The 23,786-nt window shown below is 65.1% G+C and carries 18 protein-coding genes, 1 tRNA gene and 2 rRNA genes; 11 read left to right on the top strand and 10 right to left on the bottom strand.

Features of this window, described 5'->3' with window-relative positions; translation table 11 throughout:
- Positions 1-1,139 (bottom strand): peroxidase family protein (locus Q0071_RS07795; RefSeq protein ID WP_366886232.1); only part of this gene is annotated, 1,139 nt, incomplete at its 3' end.
- 271 nt (positions 1,140-1,410) lie between these two features.
- Here Q0071_RS07795 and Q0071_RS07790 point away from each other — a divergent pair.
- From Q0071_RS07790 to Q0071_RS07780, 3 genes are all read left to right on the top strand, one after another.
- A complete protein-coding gene (locus Q0071_RS07790) occupies positions 1,411-1,581 on the top strand; it encodes a hypothetical protein (RefSeq protein WP_298167040.1) in 171 nt (56 codons plus the stop codon).
- 192 nt (positions 1,582-1,773) lie between these two features.
- Positions 1,774-2,922 carry a carbohydrate porin gene (locus tag Q0071_RS07785; protein ID WP_298167039.1) on the top strand — a complete coding sequence of 383 codons (1,149 nt, stop codon included), beginning with the start codon at positions 1,774-1,776 and terminating at the stop codon, positions 2,920-2,922.
- Between the two features lie 116 nt (positions 2,923-3,038).
- Positions 3,039-3,899: a PhzF family phenazine biosynthesis protein gene (locus tag Q0071_RS07780; RefSeq protein ID WP_298167037.1), complete on the top strand. Its 861-nt coding sequence runs from the start codon at positions 3,039-3,041 to the stop codon at positions 3,897-3,899.
- Between the two features lie 9 nt (positions 3,900-3,908).
- Here Q0071_RS07780 and Q0071_RS07775 read toward each other — a convergent pair whose 3' ends face one another.
- Both Q0071_RS07775 and Q0071_RS07770 read right to left on the bottom strand, forming a co-directional pair.
- The gene (locus Q0071_RS07775; protein ID WP_298167035.1) at positions 3,909-5,270 is read right to left on the bottom strand and encodes a dienelactone hydrolase; all 1,362 of its coding nucleotides are present in this window, start codon (positions 5,268-5,270) and stop codon (positions 3,909-3,911) included.
- 107 nt (positions 5,271-5,377) lie between these two features.
- Entirely contained in the window at positions 5,378-8,149 is a 2,772-nt protein-coding gene (locus tag Q0071_RS07770) for a TonB-dependent receptor (protein WP_298167033.1), read from the bottom strand.
- 278 nt (positions 8,150-8,427) lie between these two features.
- On the opposite strand from Q0071_RS07770, the gene Q0071_RS07765 reads away from it, so the two are divergent.
- The 3 genes from Q0071_RS07765 (at position 8,428) to Q0071_RS07755 (ending at position 12,413) form a co-directional block, all read left to right on the top strand.
- The gene (locus Q0071_RS07765) at positions 8,428-9,978 is read left to right on the top strand and encodes a tryptophan halogenase family protein (RefSeq protein ID WP_298167031.1); all 1,551 of its coding nucleotides are present in this window, start codon (positions 8,428-8,430) and stop codon (positions 9,976-9,978) included.
- Positions 9,975-10,724 carry a SapC family protein gene (locus tag Q0071_RS07760; RefSeq protein ID WP_298167029.1) on the top strand — a complete coding sequence of 250 codons (750 nt, stop codon included), beginning with the start codon at positions 9,975-9,977 and terminating at the stop codon, positions 10,722-10,724. The genes Q0071_RS07765 and Q0071_RS07760 overlap by 4 nt, the downstream gene beginning before the upstream one ends.
- Before the next feature lie 189 nt (positions 10,725-10,913).
- A complete protein-coding gene (locus tag Q0071_RS07755) occupies positions 10,914-12,413 on the top strand; it encodes an SLC5 family protein (protein WP_298167027.1) in 1,500 nt (499 codons plus the stop codon).
- A gap of 33 nt (positions 12,414-12,446) precedes the next feature.
- Here Q0071_RS07755 and Q0071_RS07750 read toward each other — a convergent pair whose 3' ends face one another.
- The gene (locus Q0071_RS07750; protein ID WP_298167042.1) at positions 12,447-13,154 is read right to left on the bottom strand and encodes a FadR/GntR family transcriptional regulator; all 708 of its coding nucleotides are present in this window, start codon (positions 13,152-13,154) and stop codon (positions 12,447-12,449) included.
- Positions 13,155-13,282: 128 nt separating this feature from the next.
- Here Q0071_RS07750 and Q0071_RS07745 point away from each other — a divergent pair, with 128 nt between their 5' ends.
- Positions 13,283-14,203, top strand: a complete 921-nt coding sequence (locus tag Q0071_RS07745; protein ID WP_298167024.1) for a 2-dehydro-3-deoxygalactonokinase — start codon at positions 13,283-13,285, stop codon at positions 14,201-14,203.
- Positions 14,200-14,832: a 2-dehydro-3-deoxy-6-phosphogalactonate aldolase gene (locus Q0071_RS07740; RefSeq protein WP_298167022.1), complete on the top strand. Its 633-nt coding sequence runs from the start codon at positions 14,200-14,202 to the stop codon at positions 14,830-14,832. Before Q0071_RS07745 ends, Q0071_RS07740 begins: the two co-directional genes overlap by 4 nt.
- On the opposite strand, the gene Q0071_RS07735 is transcribed toward Q0071_RS07740, so the two are convergent.
- The gene (locus Q0071_RS07735) at positions 14,829-16,937 is read right to left on the bottom strand and encodes an alpha-galactosidase (protein WP_298167021.1); all 2,109 of its coding nucleotides are present in this window, start codon (positions 16,935-16,937) and stop codon (positions 14,829-14,831) included. The genes Q0071_RS07740 and Q0071_RS07735 overlap by 4 nt on opposite strands.
- 121 nt (positions 16,938-17,058) lie before the next feature.
- On the opposite strand from Q0071_RS07735, the gene Q0071_RS07730 reads away from it, so the two are divergent.
- The gene (locus Q0071_RS07730; protein WP_298167019.1) at positions 17,059-19,011 is read left to right on the top strand and encodes a beta-galactosidase; all 1,953 of its coding nucleotides are present in this window, start codon (positions 17,059-17,061) and stop codon (positions 19,009-19,011) included.
- A gap of 6 nt (positions 19,012-19,017) precedes the next feature.
- Here Q0071_RS07730 and Q0071_RS07725 read toward each other — a convergent pair whose 3' ends face one another.
- Positions 19,018-19,947 (bottom strand): Gfo/Idh/MocA family oxidoreductase, encoded by a 930-nt coding sequence (locus Q0071_RS07725; RefSeq protein WP_298167017.1) that lies wholly within the window; start codon positions 19,945-19,947, stop codon positions 19,018-19,020.
- A 287-nt stretch (positions 19,948-20,234) separates the two neighbouring features.
- Here Q0071_RS07725 and Q0071_RS07720 point away from each other — a divergent pair, with 287 nt between their 5' ends.
- Together Q0071_RS07720 and Q0071_RS07715 are read left to right on the top strand one after the other, a co-directional pair.
- On the top strand, positions 20,235-22,043 hold the full coding sequence (locus Q0071_RS07720; RefSeq protein WP_298167015.1) for an IlvD/Edd family dehydratase: 1,809 nt from the start codon (positions 20,235-20,237) through the stop codon (positions 22,041-22,043).
- A gap of 3 nt (positions 22,044-22,046) precedes the next feature.
- Positions 22,047-22,919 (top strand): SMP-30/gluconolactonase/LRE family protein, encoded by an 873-nt coding sequence (locus Q0071_RS07715; RefSeq protein WP_298167013.1) that lies wholly within the window; start codon positions 22,047-22,049, stop codon positions 22,917-22,919.
- A gap of 89 nt (positions 22,920-23,008) precedes the next feature.
- Here the strand turns inward: Q0071_RS07715 and Q0071_RS07710 are convergent.
- The 4 genes from Q0071_RS07710 to Q0071_RS07695 all read right to left on the bottom strand — a co-directional run.
- Positions 23,009-23,085, bottom strand: a tRNA-Met gene (locus tag Q0071_RS07710).
- A gap of 114 nt (positions 23,086-23,199) precedes the next feature.
- Positions 23,200-23,314 (bottom strand): 5S ribosomal RNA (rrf, locus tag Q0071_RS07705).
- A complete protein-coding gene (locus Q0071_RS07700) occupies positions 23,307-23,432 on the bottom strand; it encodes a hypothetical protein (RefSeq protein ID WP_298167011.1) in 126 nt (41 codons plus the stop codon). The genes rrf and Q0071_RS07700 overlap by 8 nt, the downstream gene beginning before the upstream one ends.
- Positions 23,425-23,786, bottom strand: a 23S ribosomal RNA gene (locus Q0071_RS07695); the annotation flags it as partial. The genes Q0071_RS07695 and Q0071_RS07700, both read right to left, overlap by 8 nt.

Raw genomic sequence — 23,786 nt, 5'->3', positions numbered from 1 at the left:
CGCAGCGCGATGGCGCGGAACGCCGGGTCCTGCTTGATCGCCATGTCGGTGGTGAACATGATCGGCGCGTGGGTCTTGCCCGCCTCGTGCGCGTCCGGCACGATCTGCACGTCCGCCGCGTTCGCCGGCTGCCACTGCGTTGCGCCCGCCGGGCTCTTCACCTTGACCCATTCGAACGCGAACAGGTTGTCGAGATACTGGCTCGTCCACTGCACGGGGTTCGCCGACCAAGCGCCTTCGAGGCCGCTTGTCACCGCATCCTTGCCCACGCCCGTGCCGCAGCTGTTCTTCCAGCCGGTGCCCTGCGCTTCGATCCCGGCACCTGCAGGCGCCGCACCAACGCACGTTGCGGCATGCGCTCCATGCGCCTTGCCGAAGGTGTGCCCACCCGCGATCAGCGCGACGATTTCCTCGTCGTTCATCGCCATGCGGCCGAACGACTGGCGGATATCATGTGCCGCAGAGATCGGATCGCCGTTCGCGTTCGGGCCTTCGGGGTTCACGTAGATCAGCCCCATCTGCACTGCCGCGAGCGGGCCCTTGAGCTGGCGCTTCTCGTTCCAGCGATCGCCGTTGGCCTCCAGCCACTTCTTCTCTGTGCCCCAATAAACCGCATCCGGCTGCCACGTATCCGCGCGGCCGCCGCCGAAGCCCAGCGTCTTGAAGCCCATCTGCTCAAGCGAGACATTGCCGGTGAGGACCATCAGGTCGCCCCACGAGAGCTTGCGGCCATACTTCTGCTTGATCGGCCACAGCAGCCGCCGCGCCTTGTCGAGGTTGGCGTTGTCCGGCCACGAATTCAGCGGCTCGAAGCGCTGTTCACCGCCCGCGCCGCCGCCGCGCCCGTCCATCGTGCGATAAGTGCCGGTGCTGTGCCAGGCCATGCGGATGAAGAACGGGCCGTAGTTGCCATAGTCCGCCGGCCACCACGGCTGCGAGGTCGTCAGGACCTTGGCGATATCCGCCTTCACCGCCTTGATATCGAGGCTGAGGAACGCCTTGGTGTAGTTGAAATCGGAACCATAAGGACTCGCCAGCGTATTCTCGTTCTGGCGCAGCGGCGTCAGATCAAGCTGGTCGGGCCACCAGTCCTTGTTGGTGGTCGGTTTTTCGGCGGTGGCTGCAGATGGCGGCGTCATGGCCGCATCGGCGGCGTGCCCGGCCACCGGCATTGCGGCAAGCAGCGCAATGGCGAGGGTCGTAAGCGAAGCGCGCATAGGTAAGGTCCTCTCTTTTGGCGGAAGCCGGAAACGGGCGCGCAGCCGCCCGCAAGGCGGACAGGCGCGCGCATCCCTGCCGGATACCGCTCGGGTTTCAGGATCGGATTGCCCGGGGCCGGGGGGAGGCCGCCGTGCCCTCGTCTTCTGGCGCAAAGCCCCCTCCAGCGGCCAGTGCATTTGTCCGTTTACAATGATCGACCTTCTCGATCATCCAGCAACAAAACGCATGGAAACGCGCACCGTGCAGGCAGCGGACGGATCGGCGATTTCAGGGAAAAAACAAATCTGGACACCCGGCGCGGTGCAATTTTACGCATCCTCTCCCAAGGTCGCGCCGGGTGAACGACTTGTTATGTGCTAGGGGATTTACCGCATAGGATAAGCAGAGTCATCAGGAAATTGCGCCCCGGCCAGACTTTGCGCACGAAATAATGCCGCGCGCCCAAAGCAGGCCTGATGCCAAACCCTTCGCGAATGCTGCAACCATGCTGCGTCCTTTCCCTGATTCCCGCGAAGGACGATCTTATCCGCATCGGTCCTATCCCGCATGGCGATGCGCCGATCCACTCGCCTTGCCCTTGCCGCACTCGCACTTGCTGCGCCCTGCCTTGCTGCGCTTTGCCTTGCTGCGCCTGCCCCGGCTGCGGCACAATCGGCGGTGGAATTCGGCGCGTCCTACACCGCCGATCTGCTCTCCGCCGCCGCGCACAGTGCTGATCGTGGCACCGACTTCGTGGGCCGCGCCGATGCATGGGTCGATTTCAAAGGCCCTGTCATCGGGCTCGATGCGCTGTCCGCGCATCTCGATCTGATCGCGGTTCACGGCCCCGATTTCTCGGGCCGCCGCATCGGCGCCTACCAGACGGTAAGCAGCCTTGAGGCCGATACCCTTCCCCATATCTACGAAGCCTGGGCGCAGTGGAGACCCAATCCCTACCTCTCCGCCAAGGCCGGCCTCATCGATCTCAATGCCGAATTCGATATCCAAAACACCGGCGCTCTCTTCGTCAACAGTGCGTTCGGCATCGGCCCCGATATCTCGCAAAGCGGCCTCGCCGGGCCATCGATCTTCCCCATGACCAGTTCGGCGCTGGTCGTGCGGCTGCAGCATGGCCGCAAGGCGCTCGCGCTCGGCGTGTTCGATGCGCTCGCCGGTTCCCGCAACGATCCGCGCAAGGCTGCGCTGCGCTTTCCGGGCACGACCGGCGCTCTCCTCATCGCCGAAGCGCGCCTGCCGGTCGGCACCTGGCTGCTGCAAGCCGGTGGCTGGCAGTATACAACGCGCTTCGATGCGCTCGATCCTGCCCGGCCGCCCGCCATGTCGCGCGGGGTTTACGGCATGTTGGAGGGCGCGGTGACGCGCAAACTCAGCGCGTGGATCCGCCTTGGCATCGCCGATTCCCGCGCCAATCCGGTGGCGACCTATGTCGGCGGCGGTGCGGTCGCAGTACTCGGCGATTGGCGCCTCGGCCTTGCAGCCGCCCACGCCCGTCTCGGCGAAGCCGCACGGCAGACCCTGTTTGCACCAAACCGAGCGCGCCGCGCCGAAACCGTGCTGGAACTCACTGCGCAGCGCCAGCTCGCCCCCTGGCTCAATATCCAGCCCGATCTGCAATACGTGATCCATCCGGGCTGGGATCAGACTGCCCGCAGCTCGCTCGTGTTCGGTCTGCGCTTCAGCATGGCGATCCCGGAAAGCTGAGGCCGCAGCGCAGATAGCGGTACTCCTCTGCGCGATGGCTTTTCATTCTTGCAAACAGGCCATGCGGCGCGGAACGTCAGCCCTGCGCCATCCCCGGCGCGGAGTTTGCCAGAATCATGCCGCAGTACCCGTTCCAGCTCGTCGACGTTTTCGGTGAAACCCCGTTCTCGGGCAATCCGCTGGCCGTGATCGCGCTCGATGCCGATCGGGATACCGCCGAACTTCAGGCCATCACGCGCTGGCTCAACTTGTCGGAAACCGCCTTCCTCCTGCCGCCGACCACCGACGCGGCGGATTACCGTGTGCGCATCTTCACGCTGGACCGCGAACTGCCCTTCGCCGGCCACCCCACGCTCGGCTCGGCCCATGCATGGCTCGCGCTCGGCGGCACGCCGCGCCATGGCGGCAAGGTCGTGCAGGAATGCGGCGCGGGCCTCATCGATGTGCGCCGAGGCGCCGATGGCCTTGCCTTTGCGGCGCCGCCGCTGCTGCGCGCGGGCGCCGTCGATGCAGACAAGCTGGCGGAGGCCTGCGGCGTCCTCGGCATCACAGCCAGCGATGTCGTCGCCGCCGAATGGATCGACAACGGACCCGGCTGGCTTGGCATCCAGCTCAAGGATGCGGCGTCGGTCATCGCAATCGAACCGGCGCGTTCGCACGCCTCCCGCATCGATATCGGCCTTATCGGCCTGCATCCCGCGGGCAATCCGTTCGCCTATGAAGTGCGCGCGATCTTCAGCGATCCCTATGGCGGCCTGATCGAGGATCCGGTGACCGGCAGCCTCAATGCCTCCGCCGCCGAATGGATGCTCCGCGCCGGCCACGTCAGCGCACCCTACACCGCCACGCAGGGCACCCGCCTCGGCCGCTCGGGCCGCATCCGCATCGAACGCGAAGCCGGTGGGCCGATCTGGGTCGGCGGTGCCACGGCGACGCTGTTTGCAGGCATGACGGGGGAAGTGGCCTTCCCCGCCTGAGCGACCCTGTCAGCGCGCGGCGGGCTTGCCCTGCCGCATTTCCAGCCCCAGCGCCCAGCGCCGCTGGAAGCCGCGCCAGAAGCTAGGCTGGTCCGCCGATGCGGGCTTGCCGCCCACGTTCTGGAACGGTGCCAGCGGCCATTGCCCGTCCCCCGCCTGTGGCGGCGTCACATCGAGATAGGCTTGCTTCGCCGCATCACCCTTGAGGTGGAGATCGAGGAACGCGGTGATGAAGTGCTGGTTGATCGCGTTGATCCGCTCGGTGCGCCACACCGGCTCGGCGAAGTATTCGCGGGTCGAGAAATCCGCATCGGCCTCAGGCGGCGGCGGATTGCCGCCCACGTTGTGCCGGGCGTTCTGGTAGAGCAGGAAATGGCGCTGGTTGTTCGCCATGTGGTCGAATATCCAGCTGACGCCGTTCGCCGCATCGACGATGTCGTCATGATCGCCGTCGATCATCAGCACCGGCTTTGCAAAGGCTGCGAGCGCGGCCTCTGACCACACCCGCACTGCGGGGCTCCCGCCGAACGGGGCGAGCGCCACAACGGCCTTGATCCGTGCGGCGAGCGGTTTGCCCGCCGTCTGGCTTTCGAGCAGTTGGTCGCGCGCGGGCGGCGGCAGTTGGGCGAGCACCGGGCTGGTCGGCGCATAATCAAGCCCGGCAGCGCCTAGCACGCCGAACCCGCCCATCGAATAGCCGACGAGGCCGATCTGCCCCGCATCGATGGCCTGCCCCAGCGCATCGCCCGGCTTGCTGGCGCGCCGTGTCAGGTCATCGATCACGAAGCGGATATCCCGCGCGCGGTGAACCAGCACATTGCCGAACGAGACCGGGAACTCGGCCGGGTTCACCACCCGCTGATCGGCATGATCGATCGCGACGACGATGTAGCCCTTGGTGGCAAGGTTTTCGGTGAGCCAGGTCATGAACGTGTCCCAGCCGTTGTAGCCGTGCGAGACCACCACCAGCGGAAAGCGCTGCCCCTTGATCGGCGGCGCACCATCCGCTGCCAGGCTGGGAATGCTGAACGGACCACCAGTGCCATCGGGCTTTGGCAGTACATGCACGAACGATGTGCGCGCGGTGCCCGCGGCCACCTCGGCAGGATACCAAATCCGCGCCTTGATCGTGCGCGTTGCGCGAGCAAGGCCAGTGGCCGAAAGCACCACACTGTCCGGCGCTTGCACGGCAATGCTCTGCGTACCGATCGCAAAAGTACCCAGCGCCGCAAGTTCCGGCGCATCGGGCGGCGGCACCGCATAGGCCTGCCGCGTCGGCGGGACCGAAGGCAGCGATTGCGCATTAACGGCAGGCTGTGCCGCCGTGGCCAGCAGCAGGCCAGAGGCAAGCAAGCGGCGGAGTTTCTTCATCGCGCGCATATCCGATTCTTCATGGCAGGAAGGATGGCCCCAAACGAAAACGCACCCACGCAGAAAATCTGCATGGGTGCGCCTTCACGTCCGGAGGGGGTGGACGATCAGAAGTTCAGGCGGACGCCGGCGGCATAGCGCGCACCGGTATCGACATAGTCGAGCACCTGATTGTCGAAGCGGCCAGTGGTGATGTTCTTCGCATTGGTGACGTTCGTCCCCTCAGCAAAGATCTGCGCGAACTTCTTGATGTCGTAGCTCACGCGCACGTCGACCTGGCTGAACGGACGGCGGAACACCGGGTCACCGCCCTGGCCGGGCGTCACCAGGTACTCGAGGAACCGACCGCGGCGGTTGTAGGCGACACGGGCAGCAAAACCGTCCTTTTCGTAGAAACCGGTCAGATTGTAGCTGTTGCCGAGGCCTTCGAGCGCGAACGAGGTCGTCGTGCTGGTCACGTCGAAGGCAGCGCTGCTGTCCACGAACGTTGCGTTGGCCGCCAAGCCGAGGCCGTCAAGCGGCGCGGGCAGGTAGTCGAACGTGTGCACGACGTTGAGCTCGATGCCGCGAACCGTTGCGTTCTCGGCGTTGCGCGGACGGCGCACGTTGAACGTCGCGGTGTTCGGACCCGTGATCCCGCCGCCCACCGGCAGATTGCTGGCATTGGCAATGGCGAAGTTTTCGGCCGAACGGGTCTGCACGATGAAGTCATCGATGCTCTTGTAGTAGCCGGCCACCGAAAGCGTCGTGGTCGACGTCGGGTACCACTCCAACGAGATGTCGAAGTTGTTCGACGTGTAGGGCTTGAGGTCGGGATTGCCGCCGCTGGCATCAAGGCTGGCCGGACGCGTCACGTCGAAGTTGGTGCGCGGCGCAAGGTCGCGGATCTGCGGACGGGTCAGCGTGCGCGACGCGGAGAAGCGCGCGATCACCTTGTCCGACAGGTTCACCTTCACGTTGATGTTCGGCAGGAAGTAGTCGTAGCTCGACCGCTTCGCTGTCGCGACCGGTGCGCCGCCGTTGGCGAACACGGCCTGATAGATCGTCGGATCGTTCGGCACCGAAAGCAGGTCGGTCAGCGCCAGCTGGCGGCCGCTCGCGATCAGCTCGGTGTGCACGTAGCGCGCGCCGATGTTGACCACCCACGGCAGCGCGCCGAGGTCGCCCTTGAGATCGGTCTCAAGGTAGCCGGCGAAGACCTTCTCCGAAACCGCGAACGAATTCGGCTGGACGGCAGCGGCAAAGCCGTTGGTCGCCGCCAGCTGCGCAGCCGTGGTTCCAGGAGCAAGACCGCGTGCCTGATCGCGCGCCGCCGCCTGCGCGGGGCTTTCGAGGAACTTGAAGTAGGCATTGGCATCATAGCCGAGGATCTTCGTCGGCACGCTGCCCGAACCGCCCGGCGCGCGCAGCGTGAGCGGGCTGAGAAGCGCAGCCGAAGCGGGCTCGTTGTAGCCGCAATAGAGGCACAGCGTGTTGGGATCGCTCGCGATCGACTGGCTGTTCTTGCTGCGGTTGGTGTTGATGAGGCCGAAGCGGACTGCATCGAGCACACCGCCGTCAGACTTCCACTCGGTATCGAGCTTGTACTCGAGCACGCGCTCGGCCTCGGTGTTGCCCTGGCGCAGCGCGATGTGCGAACGGCCCAGCGCCGCGTTGGTCAGGTCTGCCGTATAGCCCACCGTCGAGGGGAAGCCGTTGCCGGTCGCTTCCTTGAAGCTGTAGGTGCTGGGAACGCCGATCACGGTGAAGTAGTTGCGTCCGCCGGCCGAATCCTTGGCGCGCGACCATGAAACGTCGGCCTTCACGGTCAACTGGCTGTTGGGCTTCCATTCGACATTGCCGCCAAGCGCGTAGGTCTTCACGAAGCGGTTGTTCGACGTCTGGATAAGGTCGGCGTTGCCGTTCGTCGTCAGCGAGGTGATCGTGCGGTTCGAATCGATGGCGGCTGCCGTGTAGCTCGAAGGCTCGAACCAGCTGCCGAGTGCCTGGACGCGCGAATCAACGTTGAACTGGTTGTAGAGGCCATCGACCGTGAAGGTCAGCTGGTCGTTCGGGCGGTACTGGCCGGTGGCGGTGAACCCGATGCGCTCGCGCGACTGGTCGTCCTGGCCCACGTCCTGGTTGCGCGGGGCAAACACGTTGGTGAACAGCGGGTTCGCGGCCGGGCCGACCGTGGTGCCGGGGATATAGCCGCGGTTCTGCGTGTAGCGGGTCTGGGCATCGCGCTTCTGGTACGAAACCGAAGCCAGCAGGCCCAGCTTGCCATCAGCGAACGTGTCGCTGATCAGGCCGAACGCCTGCGGCGTCACCTTGTCGCTGTTGCGCTCGTACTGGCCCTTGGCCGAAACGACCGCCTTGAAGCCGCCCAGATCGAGCGGGCGCGGCGTCTTGACGTTGAGCGTCGCGCCGATGCCGCCATCCTGCAGGCGCGCCTGCGAGCTCTTGTAGACTTCGGCGCCGCTGATCAGTTCGGCTGCCAGCAGGTCGAAGCTGAATTCGCGGCCCTGATTGTCGCTGGCGAAGGTGCGGCCGTTGACCAGCACCGTGTTGAACGCCGGGCCGAAACCGCGAACCGTGACGAAGCGGCCTTCACCGTTGCTGCGGTCGATCGCCACGCCGGGAATGCGCTGCAGCGATTCCGCCACGTTGGTATCGGGGAACTTGCCGAGGTCTTCCGAGCTGATCGCATCGACGATGCTGAGCGAGTTCTTCTTGATGCTCGCGGCGCTGCGCAAGCTGCTGCGGATGCCGGTGACGATGATTGCTTCGGGCTCCGAAGACGCGCCGGCGGGCGTTTCCTGCGCGAATGCGGGGGCTGCGCCGCCGACGATCGCCAGCGCGCTGCAGCAGGCAAGAGCTTGCGCACGCATACGCGACATAGCAGATAAACTATTGAATTTTGACATAATCTGGCTCTCCCCTTGTTGCCGTCAACCGTGTCCGGTCAGACGTGCCAGGTGCTTCGACGCGGGTTGCCCACGCCGTTGGGGTTTGACTGATATGTTTTATCAGATAAATCAAATGAAAGTTTTTTGGGCCATCGCATTGATGCTCGACTGGTGCGAAATTGCTGCACCCGGCGATGCGGCGAGTGCCCTTTGGACAAGCCTTGCCAAGCCCAGCAAGGCAGCGGCACTAAGGGCGCAGGGAGCAGGACATGAACGACAGGGTTCGGCAAGTGGTGATCGTCGGCGGCGGCTCGGCCGGCTGGATCGCTGCTGCCCGCATTGCCGCAGCACACCGCCCGGAAGGCGAGAACGGGGTCTCGGTCACCCTCGTCGAATCCGTCACCATCGGCACGATTGGGGTGGGTGAAGGCACCTGGCCCACCATGCGCAATACGCTGCGCAAGATCGGCATCTCGGAAACTGAATTCTTCCGCTCGTGCGATGCCGCCTTCAAGCAGGGCGCGCGCTTCACCGGCTGGGTCACGGGTGAGCCGGGTGACAGCTATTATCACCCGCTCAATCCGCCGCAGGCCGCCACGCAGATCAATCTTTCGGCCCACTGGCTGCGCCGGCAGGATGGCGCGGGCACGGATTTCGCCCATGCGGTCGATTTCCAGTCGGCATTGTGTGATGCGGGCCTTGCGCCCAAATCGATCAGCACCGCCGAATATGTCGGCCTCGCCAATTATGCCTACCACCTCGATGCGGTGAAGTTTGCCGCGCTGCTCAAGAAGCATTGCATCGAAAAGCTCGGCGTGCGCCACATCATTGATGACGTGACCGGCGTGAAGCTCGACGAAGCTGGCTTCGTCACCGGCGTAGAAGCAAAGGCGACGGGCCTGATCGCGGGCGATTTCTTCGTCGATTGCACCGGTTTCGCCGCCTTGCTGATCGGCCAGACCTATGGCGTACCCTTCGTCGAATGCGGCGATGTGCTGCTCGCCGATCACGCGGTTGCCTTGCAGGTGCCCTACGAGCACGAGGACGATCCCGTCGCCAGCCAGACCAATTCGACGGCGCAGGCCGCCGGCTGGATCTGGGATATCGGCCTGCCCACCCGGCGCGGCACCGGCTATGTCTACTCCAGCCGCCACACCAGCCACGACGAGGCCGAAGCCACCCTGCGCGCCTATCTCGGCCCCATCGCCGATGGCCTCAATACGCGGCGCATTCCGATCAAGTCGGGCCACCGCCAGCGCTTCTGGGAAAAGAACTGCGTCGCGGTCGGCCTCGCCAACGGCTTCCTCGAACCGCTCGAAGCCTCCGCGCTGATGCTGATCGAGACCGCGGTCGATTTCATCGTCGATCGCCTGCCGCAGAGCCGCGCGGTGATGGCCCCGCTGGCCCGCCAGTTCAACGCCGCGTTCGAGCATCACTGGGCGCGGATCATCGATTTCCTCAAGCTGCACTATGTGCTCACCAAGCGCGAGGACACCGCCTTCTGGCGCGACAATCGCGATCCGGCCACAGTACCCGAACGGCTGCGCGAACAGCTGGAACTGTGGCGGCACCTGCCGCCCGGCCCGCAGGATTTCCCGCACCAGCCCGAAGTGTTCTCGTGGCCGAGCTACCAGTACGTGCTCCATGGCATGGGCTTCGAATGCAATCTCGCCGAAGGCAGCCAGGTTACCGCCGAAGCTGCACTCGCCCAGCGCTGCTTCATGGCGACCCAGCGCCAGAAGGAACAGGCGCTCGCCGCACTGCCCTCGCACCGCGCGCTGCTCGATGCGGTGCGCGTCCACGGGTTCCAGGCGGTATGAGCGGCCAGGCCAGCCTCGCCGCCGTGCGCCCCGAGCGCCACGGCCAGCTCACCATCGGCACCGGCACCGATCTTGCGGCCGCCGCAGGGCTCGGTCATGTCCCCCTCGGAATCAGCGAGATCCCGCTCGCGGTCTGCGACTATCCGGTCGTGCTGATCAAAGACGGCACCACCGGCGGCTTCCGGCTCGTCGCCCTGCTGGGCTTCGAGGCAAACCGCAATCTCTTCGTGATCGGCGAGAACTGGGCGGCGACCTACCTGCCGCTCAACGTCCTGCGCCTGCCGTTCTACCTCGGCGCAGCGGACGGCGGCGCGCTGGCGGTCTGCCTTGACGAAGCCAGCAGCCTTATCGGCCGCGCCCCGGGCCATGCCCTGTTCGATGCAGATGGCACCGAAACCGGTTTTCTCACCAGCCGCCGCAAGCTCCTGGACGACATGCTCGCCGATGCCAAGGCAACCGCGCGGTTCGTCAGTGCGATTACCGCGGCGCGCCTGATCACTCCGATGACGATCACACTCCACCACGCGGACCAGCACCAGCAGGACATCGCCGGTGCCTACACCATCGATCCGCTCGCGCTGGAAACGCTGGATGGCGCGGCGCTGCTGGCGCTCCACCGCGATGGTCACCTCGGCGCGATCTACGCCCTCATGCACAGCCTCGGCCAGCTCGGCCGGCTCGAACAGCTCCACAATGCGCGGGGCGAGCGCCTGATCACGCGCAGCGCGGTGCAACTCCATCTGTGATGCGGCCACCCGCCACACACGCACTTGCTCTTGCCGCGTCGTGCGCGTAGCAGCCTGTGATATTATAAATGCGACAATAGGTCATGAGACCAGCCGCACAGCGAGAGATGCCATGGCAGGACGATCACCCGTAGCGACCTTCAATGCATTTGCGCTGGTGCCTTGCGGCGCACATTCGGAGCATCGGGCATGAGCGCCGCCGCCCCGGTTGTGCCGGTTTCCATCGGCAGCAGCGCGCAGTTGCTTGCGTTTGCGCTGGTCATCGTGCTCGTTGGCAGCCTCACCTGGTGGCGCACCCGCGTCGGCCACGCCCATAGCGACAACGAGGACCGCGAATTCTTCCTCGCCGGCGGCAGCCTCACCTGGATCTACGTCGCCGGTTCGATCACGATCACCAATCTCGGCACCGAGCAACTCGTCGGCGCCAACGGCAACCAGATGCTGCTCCTCGCCTGGTGGGAACTCGCGGCCGTGTTCGGCCTGCTCATCCTCGCCTTCGTGTTTGTGCCGATCTACTACCGCTATCAGTGCGTAACGACGACCGAGTTGCTCGAGCGGCGCTACAACGACGATCGCATTCGCACGATGATCTCGACGCTGTTCCTCTTCGGCAACCTTTTCATCTCGATGCCTAGCGCGCTCTACACCGGCGCGCTGTTCCTGCGCAGCGTGTTCGGGATCGATTTGCCGCTGGTCATGGTCGGCTTCTGCATTGCGGCGCTTGGCGCAGGCTACGGCGTGCTCGGCGGCCTGCGTGCCGTCGCGATCTCGGAAACCTTCAGCGGGGCAAGCCTGCTGTTTATCTGCCTGCTGCTCGTGTTCCTGTCATTGCAGGCCATCGGCTTCGATTTCTCCGGCATTCCGGCGGAGCGACTGACCCTCATCGGCGATAGCAATTCGCCCATTCCCTGGCACACGCTACTGACCGGCATGCTGTTCATCCAGATCTTCTACTGGTCGACCAACCAGGCGATCACCCAACGCGCCATGGCCTCCCCTTCGGTGCGCGAGGCGCAGAAGGGCGTGCTGGCCGCCGCAGCGATCCGGTTGATGATCGTGCCGGCTATCGTCGTGCTGCCCGGCATCGTCGCCTACAAACTCTACGGCAATGTCCACGATGCTGCCTTCGGCAAGCTCGTCGGCAATATTCTTCCGGGCTGGCTCGCAGGCACTTTCGCCGCGATCCTCGTCACCAGTGTCGCCACTCACTTCGTCGCGATCCTCAATTCCTCGGCCGCGCTCTACATCTGCGACATCCACCAGAAGTATGTGAACCCAAAGGCCAGCGTGCGCACGCTCAACATTGCGGCTTCGGCGGTCATGATCCTGATCGCGGTGGTGCTGATCCCGGTCTACGCCAACGCCGTCAGCATCATTAACCTCTTGCAGCAACTGAACGGCCTGTTCTCGATGCCGATCCTCTCGGCCTTCATCGTCGGCCTGCTGTTCCGCGATGTCGATGCCCGCGCGGCCATCGGCGCGGTCCTGTTCGGCATTGCGCTCTATGCGTACTTCACGTTCGTCCACGCGCCGTTCGGCCTGCACTACATCCACCTGATGTTCGTGACGCTGTGGTCCTCGATTGCATTCTCGCTGGCGGTGAACCGGTTCATCTTCGGCAACCGGGCGACCCTTGTCCGCTTCTGGCAGCGCAACAAGGCGGGGGCGCCGGACGCTACCTACATCTGATCCGGCGCGGCTCTCAGTTCAGGATTTGGCCGCTCAGGATTTGGCGGTGACTTCGGCCTCGCCGATCAGGATGAGCACATCGCCGATCAGCCGGCGCATGGCGCAGCGCGCGCCATCGCTGTCGCGCTTGAGGATCGCATCATAGACCGCGCGGTGATCTTCGATGCTGGCCGAGCGGCCCTTGATCCGGTTGGTGAAATGGATCGAGGTGGCCAGCGCGCTCGCCACCATGTCGCGGAATTGCTTGTAGAACGGGTTGCGCGAACCTTCGAGCACCGCAACGTGAAAGGCAATATCGGCGGCCAGCGTGTTGTCAGCTCCGGCTTCCGCCGCAACCATCCGGGCAAGCCCCGCCCCGATCGCCGCGCGCTCCGCATCGGTGGCCTGCATTGCCGCCAGCGCCGCTGCCTCAGGCTCGATCGCCACGCGAAGCTGGTTGAAATGGCGCAGCAACTCGACCGAGAACTTGCGCTCCAGCAGCCAGTGCAGAACATCGCTGTCAAACAGGTTCCACGAGGACTGCGGCTGGACAATCGTCCCCTGTCGCGGCCGGGCGCTGAGCAGGCCCTTGGCCGTCAGCATCTTGACCGCTTCGCGCGTCACCGCGCGGCTTACACCATGCTTGCGGGCCAGTTCGGCTTCGGTCGGAAACGCGACATTGTCGTACTCGCCAATGACGATGGCGCGGCCGATCACGTCGAGCATGCCGTACGTCAGGTTCCGGCCAAGGCTGGTGCGCATTTCAGAGGGGAAGGTGTCGGTCGTGATGGCGCTGACTTTCCTGTTCACCAAGCGGGGTAAGGATTACGCAACTGGAGCGCATAATTCAATTCCTCCTGATATCAAAGTCAGATAGATATGATAATTAGATGAACATGGAACCGGAACGGACCTTGCAAGCTGCCACCCTTGCGGTCGATTGGGGCTCTACCAATCGCCGCGTCTTCGTGCTCGCGGCGGATGGAACCGCCTTGGAAACGGCGCAGGATGACCGAGGAATCCTCGCAATGGGCGGCAGCGGGTTTGCCGCCGAAGCCGCCGCCATGCGCGCGCGCTGGGGTGATTTGCCAATGCTCTGCGCGGGGATGGTCGGCTCAAATCGCGGCTGGATCGACGCAGGTTACGTCGCCGCGCCCGCCAGCCTTGCGGAAATTGCGGCCAAAGTTCACTGGGTGGAACCCGGCCGCACCGCCATTGTCCCCGGCGTCTCGCGCGGCGCCGATGGTGGTGGACGGGCCGACATCATGCGCGGGGAGGAAGTCCAACTCCTCGGTGCTGCCGCTGCCGGTCTCGTCGCTCCCGATGCCTGGCTGTGCCAGCCGGGCACACACGCCAAATGGGCCCGGCTGCAAGGCGGCCATCTGGTCGATTTCACCACCGCGATGACCGGCGAGATCTTCGCCCAGCTTGGTCGCGGCGGCCTGCTCGCCGATGGGCTCGATGGTGAAGTGCGCGATGGCGCCGCATTCCGAGAAGGCGTGCAGGCCGCACGCGGCGGCGATCTCCTTGCCCGCCTGTTCGGCGCCCGCGCCGCCATGGTGCTCGGCAAGCGCGCCCGCGCGGATCAGGCCTCGTATGTCAGCGGTCTGCTCATCGGCAGCGATTGCGACGCCCGTCTCGCCAGCGATTTCGCCCCTGCCCGTGCCGACGGGGTGGACGTCCTCGCCTCCCCCGCACTGGGTGGCCTCTACCTCGCCGCGCTCGATGAACTCGGCTGCAAGGCCCGGCTGGTCGATAGCCACGCCGCCTTCCTCGCCGGGATCACCCAGATCTGGAGCCTGCTGCAATGACCTCTGCCCAATCCTTCGACACCGCTTTTGCCGCGATGCCGCTCGTCGCCATCCTGCGCGGTCTGACCCCCGAAACGGCAGATGACGTCGGTGACGTGCTGGCCGACGCGGGCTTCACGCTGATCGAAGTGCCGCTCAATTCCCCGCGCCCGCTCGAAAGCATCGCGCGGCTGGCGAAGCGCCTCGCAGGCCGCGCGCTGGTCGGCGCCGGGACGGTGCTCGATGTCGCTGCGGTCGAGGCCGTGGCGGAGTCGGGCGGCACGCTGATCGTCTCGCCCAACACCAACACTTCCGTGATCTCCGCCGCCGCCGCGCGCGGGCTGATCCCCGTGCCCGGCTTCCAGACGCCGAGCGAAGCCTTCGCCGCGCTCGAAGCCGGCGCGCGCGCGCTCAAGCTGTTCCCCGCCGAGGCAGCCAGCCCCGCCGTGCTCAAGGCGATCCGCACCGTGCTGCCCGCTGGCACGGCCGTTCTCCCTGTCGGCGGGATTTCGCCCACGAACCTGGCCCCCTGGCACGCTGCCGGGGCCGCCGGCTTCGGCATCGGCTCCGCGCTCTACAGCCCCGGCGTTACCCCCGAGGAATTGGCCGGACGCGCCGCCGCCTTTATCGCCGCCTACAAGGCACTCTAGCGCTTCAGATGGAAGATCAGCGCTGTGCCGGGATGCAGGCGCGGCGGCTGAAACCCGGCCTGCATCAGCGCCGCGCCGCGAAACCGCCCGCCGTCCCTCAGCGGCCATTCCGCCTTGAGGCGCGGCGGCCAGACGACTTTCAGTTCATAGTCCGCCGCCGGATCAAGCCCCGCCAGCCGCAACGGCTCAGCGAAATAGCCGCGCTGCTCTTCTACCATTGTGTAGGAAACGAGCGCCTCGCTGCCGTCCTCAGCCACGATTGCAAAGGCATTCACGCCTTCTGCCGCGTCGATCCGGTGCAGCGCGCCCGAATGGATCAGCGCGCGGTGCGCCTTGTGCAGCGCCACCCCGGCGGCAAGATCGGCGGTTTCCTGCGCATCGAGTTCGCCAAGGTCCGCCTCGATGCCCATATGGCCAAACAGCGCGGTTGCCACCCGCAGCGGCATCGAAAGCTGCCGCCCGGTTATGTGGCAGCGCGTCGGCCCGACATGCGCGCCCATCAGCTCGGCCGGAAAGAAATGCGAAAAGCCGCGCTGGATAGAAAGCCGGTCGAGCGCATCGTTGGAATCGCTCGTCCACACCCGGTCGGTCCGCGCCAGCACGCCAAAGTCCGCGCGCCCACCGCCTGATGCGCAGCTTTCGATCTCGACCGCCGGGAACGCCGCCCGCAGCCGATCAAGCACCTCGTAGAGCCCTTTGACATGCGCCGTAGCCCCCGCGCGTCCGTCCGCCCCGCCCGGCTGGCTGAGATCGCGGTTCATGTCCCACTTGAGGTAGGCGATCGGATATTCCTCGAGCAGTGCCGCTACATCCAGGTACATCCGCTCGCGCACCTCCGCCCGCCCGAAATCGAGCGCCAGCTGATGGCGGAACGGGATCTTCGGCGCAGGCGGCGTGGCCAGCACCCATTCGGGATGCGCACAGTAAAGATCGCTGTCCGGATTGGCCATCTCAGGCTCGACCCACAGGCCGAACTCCATGCCGAGCGAGCGGACCTTCTCGATCAGCGGCCCCAGACCCTCGGGATAGACGTCAGGACTCACCTGCCAGTCCCCCAGCCCAGCGCGGTCGCTGCGGCGGCTGCCAAACCAGCCGTCGTCCAGCACGAAGCGCTCCACCCCCACTGCCGCCGCGCGCTCTGCCAGCGCCATCAGCTTCGCGGTATCGTGGTCGAAATAGACCGCTTCCCAGCTGTTGTAGTGCACCGGACGCGGCTTTGCGCGCAGGCGCTGATGCTCGGGCCGCGCGCGCAGATAGGCATGGAACTGGCGCGAAACCCCACCCAGCCCGGCGTCCGAAACCGTCGAATAGATAACCGGCGTCTCCAGGCCCTCGCCCGGTGCCAGCATGATCTCGCCCGGCAGATACAGCGCTTCCATCGCCACTGAACGCCGCCCATCTGCCAGCGTCTCGACGACAAGCCGATGGTTTCCGCTCCACCCGAGATGAAAACCATAAGCCAGCCCGCGCGTCTCGTTCGCATCGCGTTCGATGGCAAAAAGGCCGGGAAAGGCATCATGGCTGGTGCGCCCACGCCGATTCTCGCGCAGCCAGCTGCCCATGGAAAGCTGGTGGCGCCGCAGCTGGAACTCGCCCGACCAGCGCCCCTCGAACCCGATGACCTCGCCCACAAAGCCCGGCAGAGGGATCACCGGCGGCGCCAAATGATCGACCTGCAGCGCCGCCGTGCCGCGATTGATCAGCTTGGTTGTTGCCGCGAGCACATCGCCCAGAAGCCGCAGCTCGTGGACCAGCTCGATCCCATGCGCCTCATCCCGGCTGGTGAACGCCAAGCGGCTAGCCCCCTGCTCCACATCGACCAGCAGCGCATAACTCGCCCAGTCCAGCCCGCCGCGATGCGCGGCAAGCCCGGGCCGCCCCGGAAAGCCCTGCCCCGCCTGCGGCGTGAACGCCAGCGGCGCTTCGACAGCTGGCGAGGCATTGGCCTCCGCCCGCGCCGCCAGAGCCGAAAGCTCCTCCAGCACCAGATCATCCGGCAGCCGCGGCCCCCAGTAACGCACCGCCGGCGTGCCAGCGATAACCTCCACCACCATCGTGACGTTCGCGCCATCGAGACGATAAGCGGCGGAAAAGGATGCGGTCATGGAGAGCTTTCGGTAGCCAAACGGCATTTGTATGATAAATGATCTTGCCCGGTTACCGCTGACCAGCGTTGGCCTGCAACTCATTTCTGAAACTCTGAATAGACCGAAGGATCGGCCCCCTATGCTTGGCGTCTGCTACTATCCCGAACACTGGCCCGAAGCGTGGTGGGAAGAGGACGCAAAGCGGATGGCGGCCCTCGGCCTCACCTACGTGCGCATCGCCGAGTTCGCGTGGAGCCGGATCGAGCCCGATCCCGGCCGGTTCGAATGGGACTGGCTGGACCGGGCGATCGATACGCTGGGCAAGGCGGGCCTCAAGGTCGTCATGTGCACGCCCACCGCCACCCCGCCCAAGTGGCTGATCGACCTTTATCCCGAGATCCTCCCCGTCGATCCCGAAACCGGCCGCACGCGCGGTTTCGGATCGCGCCGCCACACCGATTTCTCCAGCGCCGTCTGGCACCGTGAAGCGATGCGCATCAGCACCGCCGTCGCCGAGCGCTACGGCGAGAACCCCTATGTCGCCGGCTGGCAGACCGACAACGAACTGTGCTGCCACAACACCGCCATCAGCGCCTCACCCGCCGCGCTTGACGGTTTCCGCACCTGGTGCCGCGAACAGTACGGCGAGGTCGCCGCGCTCAACGCGGCCTGGGGCAATGTCTTCTGGTCCATGGAGTACCGCAGCTTCGACGAGGTCGAGATGCCCGTCGGCGCAGTCACCGAAACCAGCCCCGCCCACCGCATGGCCTGGCGCCGCTATTCGTCAGACATGGTCGTGCGCTTCCATGCCGACATGATCGCCATCATCCGCGCCCATTCGCCCGGCCGCTTGGTCACGCACAACTTCATCCCGATGCCCGAAACCGGGGTGGACAACCACGCGCTCGCCGCCGATCTCGATTTCGCGGCCTATGACAACTACCCGCTCGGCCGCGCGGATCTGGCGCTGGCCAAGGCCCCTGCCGCCGATTTCGCTCCGCTGATGCGCACCGGCCACCCCGATTTCCAGGCGATCCTGTTCGATCAGACACGCGGCCTCACCGGACGGCCATTCTGGGTGATGGAGCAGCAGCCCGGCCCGGTGAACTGGGCCAATCACAATCCCCGCCCCGCCTCCGGCATGGTGCGTCTATGGTCGTGGGAAGCCTTCGCGCACGGCGCGGCGGTCGTCAGCTTCTTTCGCTGGCGGCAGGCGCCCTATGCGCAGGAGCAAATGCACGCAGGGCTACTGCGCCCCGATTGCACGGAGGCCGAGGCATGGCCTGAAATCGAGAAGCTTGCCAGCGAACTCGGCACAATCGATCTGCCCGCCCCGACCAAGGCGCCCGTCGCGATCATCATCGATCACGAATCCGATTGGCTCGGCCAGATCGAGCAGCAGGGCCGCGGCTACGACTATCAGAAGGTCCTGACCGCATGGTACGGCGCGACCCGCCGCCTCGGCCTTGATGTCGATTTCGTCGCACCCAGCGCGGACCTTTCCGGCTACGCCATGGTGCTCGTCCCCGCGCTCGCCCTGCCGACCGCTGAAGCCGCTGCGCGCCTGCAGGCCGCCAACGGCCTTGTCCTCATCGGCCCACGCTCCGGCGCCAAGACGCACGACGTCACTATCCCCGAAGGCCTTGCGCCCGGTCGTCTGCGTGCGCTCGTCCCCATCCGCGTGCTGGCGGTTGAAACGCTACGCCCCGATTGCCCGGGTTCGATCACCATCGGCAACACATCCTTCGCCAGCGGCCTCTGGCGCGAGACGATCGAGACCGGCGATTGCGAGGTACTCGGCCGCTACGAGGACGGCGCGCCCGCCATGGTCCGCCACGGCAAGGTCCACTACCTCGCCACCCTCGTCGAAGACGCGGCGCTCGATGCCATCGTGCAGGCAATGGCCACCGAAGCAGGCCTCGAGACCACGCCGCTCGATGGCATGCTGCGCATCCGCCGCCGCGGTGATCTCACGTTCGCGATCAACTACGGCGCCGAAGCCGCCGAAGCCCCCGCGCCGGACCATGCGGTCTTCCTGCTCGGCAGCCGCACCGTGGCCCCGCGCGACCTTTCCATCTGGCGCGCGGGCTGAACCCGCTCAGAAGGCGAACGGATCGGTCTCGGTCCGTTCGCCGAGCAGGAACGCATCGGCCACCAGTGTCAGCGGACGCAGATCGCAGTCGCTTTCACCGGCGGCAACCAGTTCTGCAAAGCGCCGGTAAAGCGAAGGGTACTCGCCGATCTTTTGCGCAGGCTGCTCCACCCCGTCGATCCACAGCCGCGCCCCACCTTCGGTCAGCATCAGGGTACCTGCGTCGGTCTCGATGGCAATGTCCCAGCTCTGCGGGCCCGTCTGCCGGAAATCGAAATCCGCGCTCACCGGCGCGGATTCATCATACACCAGGTCCAGCGCCGCCGCGATCGGCGCCCCGCGCCCCGCTGGAAACACGAGCCGCGCTCCGTCCGGACGCAGAGGTCCGGGCAGGATTGCAGTGACAATCGACAGCGCGTTGATCCCCGGATCGAACACGCCGAGCCCACCCGCCTCAAGGATCCATTCCTGCCCCGGATGCCACACGCGAATATCCTCGCGCCAGACGATGCTGGCCCGCGCGATCTGCTTGTCCGCCAGCCACGCAGCCGCAGCTGCTACACCATCGGCATGGCGCGAATGCCAAGTTGCAAACAGGCTCCGCCCCGCAGCAACCGCTTGGGCCTGCAACTGATGCACTTCCGCCAAAGTCGCACCCGGCGGCTTTTCCAGCATGACATGCAGGCCCGCCGCCAGAGCCTCCGCCGCGATTCTGTGCCGCCCCACCGGCGGTGTACAAAGCGACACCGCATCGATGGCCAGCCCGCTTTCAATCAGCGCCGCGATATCAGTAAAGTTCGGCACGCCCTCGACACGTCCGTTGCGGCTCACCGCGGCCGCCAGCTCGAACCCCGCCTCGGCGGCAATTGCCGGCAGATGCTGGTCACGCGCGATTTTGCCGATACCGATGAGCGCCAGTTTGAGGGGTTGGGCCATTGGGGAACTCCGGGCTGGATAATTTTATCAGATATATATGCTATAAGACGAAAATTGGCTATCGCACAGCCGATGATGATGCATCATCATTGCTGGAGCGGTGGAGGCTCGATCCCGGCAGATGGCGGCAACAGACCGCCCCTTGCCGGAACCGGTAGCAGCCGTGTGGTGTGGGACAACGAACAGGGTCGCCGGCTGGCGGCATTCCTGGCGCAAGCTCGGCGAAGGCTCATCGATGGCCTGCCGAAACTTGCGCGGTGCGCGTGATGACTTGGGGTAGAATTCGCATGACAGAACAGAACAAAGAGTCCCTTCCCCCTCGCCTGCGGTCGCGCGCCTGGTTCGATAATCCCGGCAACCCGGATATGACCGCGCTCTATCTCGAACGCTATCTCAATTTCGGCCTCTCGGTCGCAGAACTGCAATCGGATCGCCCGATCATCGGCATCGCGCAGACTGGCAGCGATCTTGCCCCCTGCAACCGCCATCACCTCGTGCTTGCCGAACGCGTACGCGATGGCATCCGCGATGCGGGCGGCATCCCCATCGAATTTCCGATCCATCCGATCCAGGAAACCGGCAAGCGGCCGACAGCGGCGCTTGATCGCAACTTGTCCTACCTCAGCCTCGTCGAAGTGCTCTACGGCTACCCCATCGATGGCACGGTGCTCACCATCGGCTGCGACAAGACCACACCGGCTTGCCTCATGGCTGCAGCCACCGTGAACATTCCAGCCATCGCGCTTTCGGTCGGCCCGATGCTCAACGGCTGGTTCAAGGGCGAGCGCACCGGTTCGGGAACCATCGTCTGGAAAGCGCGCGAAATGCTCGCTGCCGGCGAAATCGACTATCGCGGCTTCATCGAACTCATCGCCTCCTCCGCGCCATCGACTGGCTATTGCAACACGATGGGCACGGCGACGACGATGAACTCCTTGACCGAAGCCCTCGGCATGTCGCTGCCCGGCTCGGCAGCGATCCCCGCGCCCTATCGTGATCGCCAGCAAGCCGCCTACGAAAGCGGCCTCGCCATCGTCGAGATGGTCCGCGCAGATCGCAAGCCTTCGGACATCATGACCCGGGCCGCCTTCCTCAATGCCATCCGCGTCAACAGCGCGATCGGCGGTTCGACCAATGCGCCGATCCATCTCAACGCCATCGCCCGGCACATGGGCGTCGAACTCTCGCTCGACGACTGGCAGGACCACGGCGCGGGCATCCCGCTGCTGGTGAACCTGCAGCCCGCGGGCGAGTACCTTGGCGAAGACTACTACCGCGCGGGCGGCGTACCCGCCGTCGTGGGTGAACTGCTACGCGGCGGCTTGCTCGATGGCAGCGCCCTCACCTGCAATGGCCGTACGGTCACCGAAAACTACGCGGGCGCGCAGATCGAAGACACACGCGTGATCAAGCCGCTGACCGAGCCCATGCTCGAGAATGCAGGGCTGACCGTCCTGACCGGCAACCTCTTCGAATCCGCAGTGATGAAGGCCAGCGTGATCTCCGATGCGTTTCGCGCGCGCTATCTATCGAACCCCGATGATCCCGAAGCCTTCGAAGGCCGGGCAATCGTGTTCGAGGGGCCCGAAGACTACCACGCCCGCATCGACGATCCCGCCCTCGGCATCGACGAGCACTGCTTGCTCGTCATTCGCGGCGTTGGCCCGATCGGCTATCCGGGCGGCGCCGAAGTCGTCAACATGCGCGCGCCCGCAGCTCTGATCCGCGCCGGCATCGACGCACTCCCCTGCATTGGCGATGGCCGCCAGTCCGGCACGTCAGGAAGCCCGTCGATCCTCAACGCCGCGCCCGAAGCGGCTGTGGGCGGCGGCCTTGGCCTGCTCCAGACCGGTGACCGCATCCGCATCGATCTCAAGCGCCGCACTGCGGAAATGCTGGTGCCGGATGAAGAACTGCAGCGCCGCCGCGAAGCGCTTGGTGGCTCCGGCCAGACCGAGGTTCCTGCAGCGCAAACGCCCTGGCAGGAACTCCATCGCGAAGTGACCGGCCAGTACCCCGGCGGCGCAGTGATCGAATCCGCGGTCAAGTACCAGCGCATCGCCCAGACCCGCGGCCTTCCGCGCGACAGTCACTGAGCCATGACAGCTGTCCGCCCGATCCTGCGCGATACTCGCGATGTCCTCGGCGAAGGCCTCCTGTGGAGCGCGCGCGAGAATGCATTGTTCTGGACCGACATCCTTGGCCGCAAACTGTGGCGTATGAGCCTTGCGGACGAGCAGATCAGCCACTGGGACATGCCCGAGGCGATCGGCTGGATCATCGAGCGTGCGAGGGGCGGCTTTGTCGTCGGCCTGCAATCGGGCTTCTATCGCCTCGATCTCGAACCGTTCCGGCTCGAGCTGATTGGCAACCCGCAACCCGAGCGACCGGGCAACCGCCTCAACGATGCCAAGGCAGACGCACGTGGACGGATCTGGGCAGGTTCCATGCCGTTCGCCGATCAACCGTCAACCAACTGGCCTGCAAGCGGTGCGCTCTATTGCCTTGATCCCACAGGGGAAATCACCCGTCATGATGACGGCATCACCATCGCCAACGGCCCGGCGTTCAGCCCGGACGGCACGGTGCTCTACCATACCGACAGCCGTATCGGGCAGGTGTGGACCTTCGCCATCAACGCGGACGGCACGCTCGGCCCGCGCAAACCGCACCTGCAGTTCGATACCAGCAAGGGCGCGCCAGACGGCATGACCTGCGACCGTGACGGCGGGCTGTGGATTGCATTCTACAATGGGTCCAAAGTCGCTCGCTTCGAGCCAGATGGTCGTATTGACCGCGAGATTGCGCTTCCCACCCCGCAGATCACCAATGTCTGCTTCGCGGGTGCGGATCTTTCACGGATGTTCGTGACGTCTGCCGGCGATGGCCGTTCGGACGATGCGCTTGCGGGCGCGTTGTTCGAGATACAATCAGGCGCCGTTGGCGTTCTTGGCCACCAGTATTTCGGCTGAAGCGCGACTACGCGGGGCTTCGGGCGCGTTGTTCGAGTGCGCCGGACAACAAAAAGCCCCGCATCCATTTGGATCGGGGCGTTTTGGTGTGGTTGCGGGGGCAGGATTTGAACCTGCGACCTTCAGGTTATGAGCCTGACGAGCTACCGGACTGCTCCACCCCGCGTCACTGTGTATTTGGCGTTGTCGCCAAAGACAAAAAAGCCGCCGCTCGGATACGTCCGGCAGCGGCTATTTTGACATGTGAATGGGTTTTAGCCCGATATGCGCCGGCTTCAATGCCTGGCGACGACCTACTCTTCCAACGCTTGAGCGTTAGTACCATTGGCGCAGTCCGGTTTCACGGCCGAGTTCGAGATGGGATCGGGTGGGGCACAGACGCTATGGTCACCAAGCAATGAAGCAGGCGCATATCGGGTTTTTAATCGATGCATATTTGGCGTTGTTCTGGCCGGAGTTCGTCCGCCGCTCAAAGCCAGCAAAGCTGTCATTGATGGTGGAATTCTCAAGCATGAACAGAGTTATTAGGACTGGTTAGCTTCATGCGTTACCGCACTTCCACACCCAGCCTATCAACGTGGTGGTCTACCACGACTCGATGATACCTAATCTTGAGGGAGGCTTCCCGCTTAGATGCTTTCAGCGGTTATCCCGTCCATGCATAGCTACCCTGCTGCACTCCTGGCGGAATGACAGGTACACCAGAGGCATGTTCACCCCGGTCCTCTCGTACTAGGGGCAACTCCTCTCAAGTATCGACGCCCACGGCAGATAGGGACCAAACTGTCTCGCGACGTTCTGAACCCAGCTCACGTACCACTTTAATTGGCGAACAGCCAAACCCTTGGGACCTGCTCCAGCCCCAGG

Origin of the sequence: Novosphingobium sp. (genome assembly GCF_027486195.1) — a bacterium.
GTDB lineage: Bacteria > Pseudomonadota > Alphaproteobacteria > Sphingomonadales > Sphingomonadaceae > Novosphingobium.
Note: the sequence above shows the minus strand (reverse complement) of the source record. Positions and strands in the feature narration are given on the sequence as shown.

Excerpts from the sequence above, each read along its gene's own strand:
- Q0071_RS07790 (WP_298167040.1), top strand. The coding sequence starts at position 1,411 with ATGATCGACCTTCTCGATCATCCAGCAACAAAACGCATGGAAACGCGC.
- Q0071_RS07785 (WP_298167039.1), top strand. The coding sequence starts at position 1,774 with ATGCGCCGATCCACTCGCCTTGCCCTTGCCGCACTCGCACTTGCTGCG.
- Q0071_RS07780 (WP_298167037.1), top strand. The coding sequence starts at position 3,039 with ATGCCGCAGTACCCGTTCCAGCTCGTCGACGTTTTCGGTGAAACCCCG.
- Q0071_RS07775 (WP_298167035.1), bottom strand. The coding sequence starts at position 5,270 with ATGAAGAAACTCCGCCGCTTGCTTGCCTCTGGCCTGCTGCTGGCCACG.
- Q0071_RS07770 (WP_298167033.1), bottom strand. The coding sequence starts at position 8,149 with ATGTCGCGTATGCGTGCGCAAGCTCTTGCCTGCTGCAGCGCGCTGGCG.
- Q0071_RS07765 (WP_298167031.1), top strand. The coding sequence starts at position 8,428 with ATGAACGACAGGGTTCGGCAAGTGGTGATCGTCGGCGGCGGCTCGGCC.
- Q0071_RS07760 (WP_298167029.1), top strand. The coding sequence starts at position 9,975 with ATGAGCGGCCAGGCCAGCCTCGCCGCCGTGCGCCCCGAGCGCCACGGC.
- Q0071_RS07755 (WP_298167027.1), top strand. The coding sequence starts at position 10,914 with ATGAGCGCCGCCGCCCCGGTTGTGCCGGTTTCCATCGGCAGCAGCGCG.
- Q0071_RS07750 (WP_298167042.1), bottom strand. The coding sequence starts at position 13,154 with ATGCGCACCAGCCTTGGCCGGAACCTGACGTACGGCATGCTCGACGTG.
- Q0071_RS07745 (WP_298167024.1), top strand. The coding sequence starts at position 13,283 with ATGAACATGGAACCGGAACGGACCTTGCAAGCTGCCACCCTTGCGGTC.
- Q0071_RS07740 (WP_298167022.1), top strand. The coding sequence starts at position 14,200 with ATGACCTCTGCCCAATCCTTCGACACCGCTTTTGCCGCGATGCCGCTC.
- Q0071_RS07735 (WP_298167021.1), bottom strand. The coding sequence starts at position 16,937 with ATGACCGCATCCTTTTCCGCCGCTTATCGTCTCGATGGCGCGAACGTC.
- Q0071_RS07730 (WP_298167019.1), top strand. The coding sequence starts at position 17,059 with ATGCTTGGCGTCTGCTACTATCCCGAACACTGGCCCGAAGCGTGGTGG.
- Q0071_RS07725 (WP_298167017.1), bottom strand. The coding sequence starts at position 19,947 with ATGGCCCAACCCCTCAAACTGGCGCTCATCGGTATCGGCAAAATCGCG.
- Q0071_RS07720 (WP_298167015.1), top strand. The coding sequence starts at position 20,235 with ATGACAGAACAGAACAAAGAGTCCCTTCCCCCTCGCCTGCGGTCGCGC.
- Q0071_RS07715 (WP_298167013.1), top strand. The coding sequence starts at position 22,047 with ATGACAGCTGTCCGCCCGATCCTGCGCGATACTCGCGATGTCCTCGGC.
- Q0071_RS07700 (WP_298167011.1), bottom strand. The coding sequence starts at position 23,432 with ATGCTTGAGAATTCCACCATCAATGACAGCTTTGCTGGCTTTGAGCGG.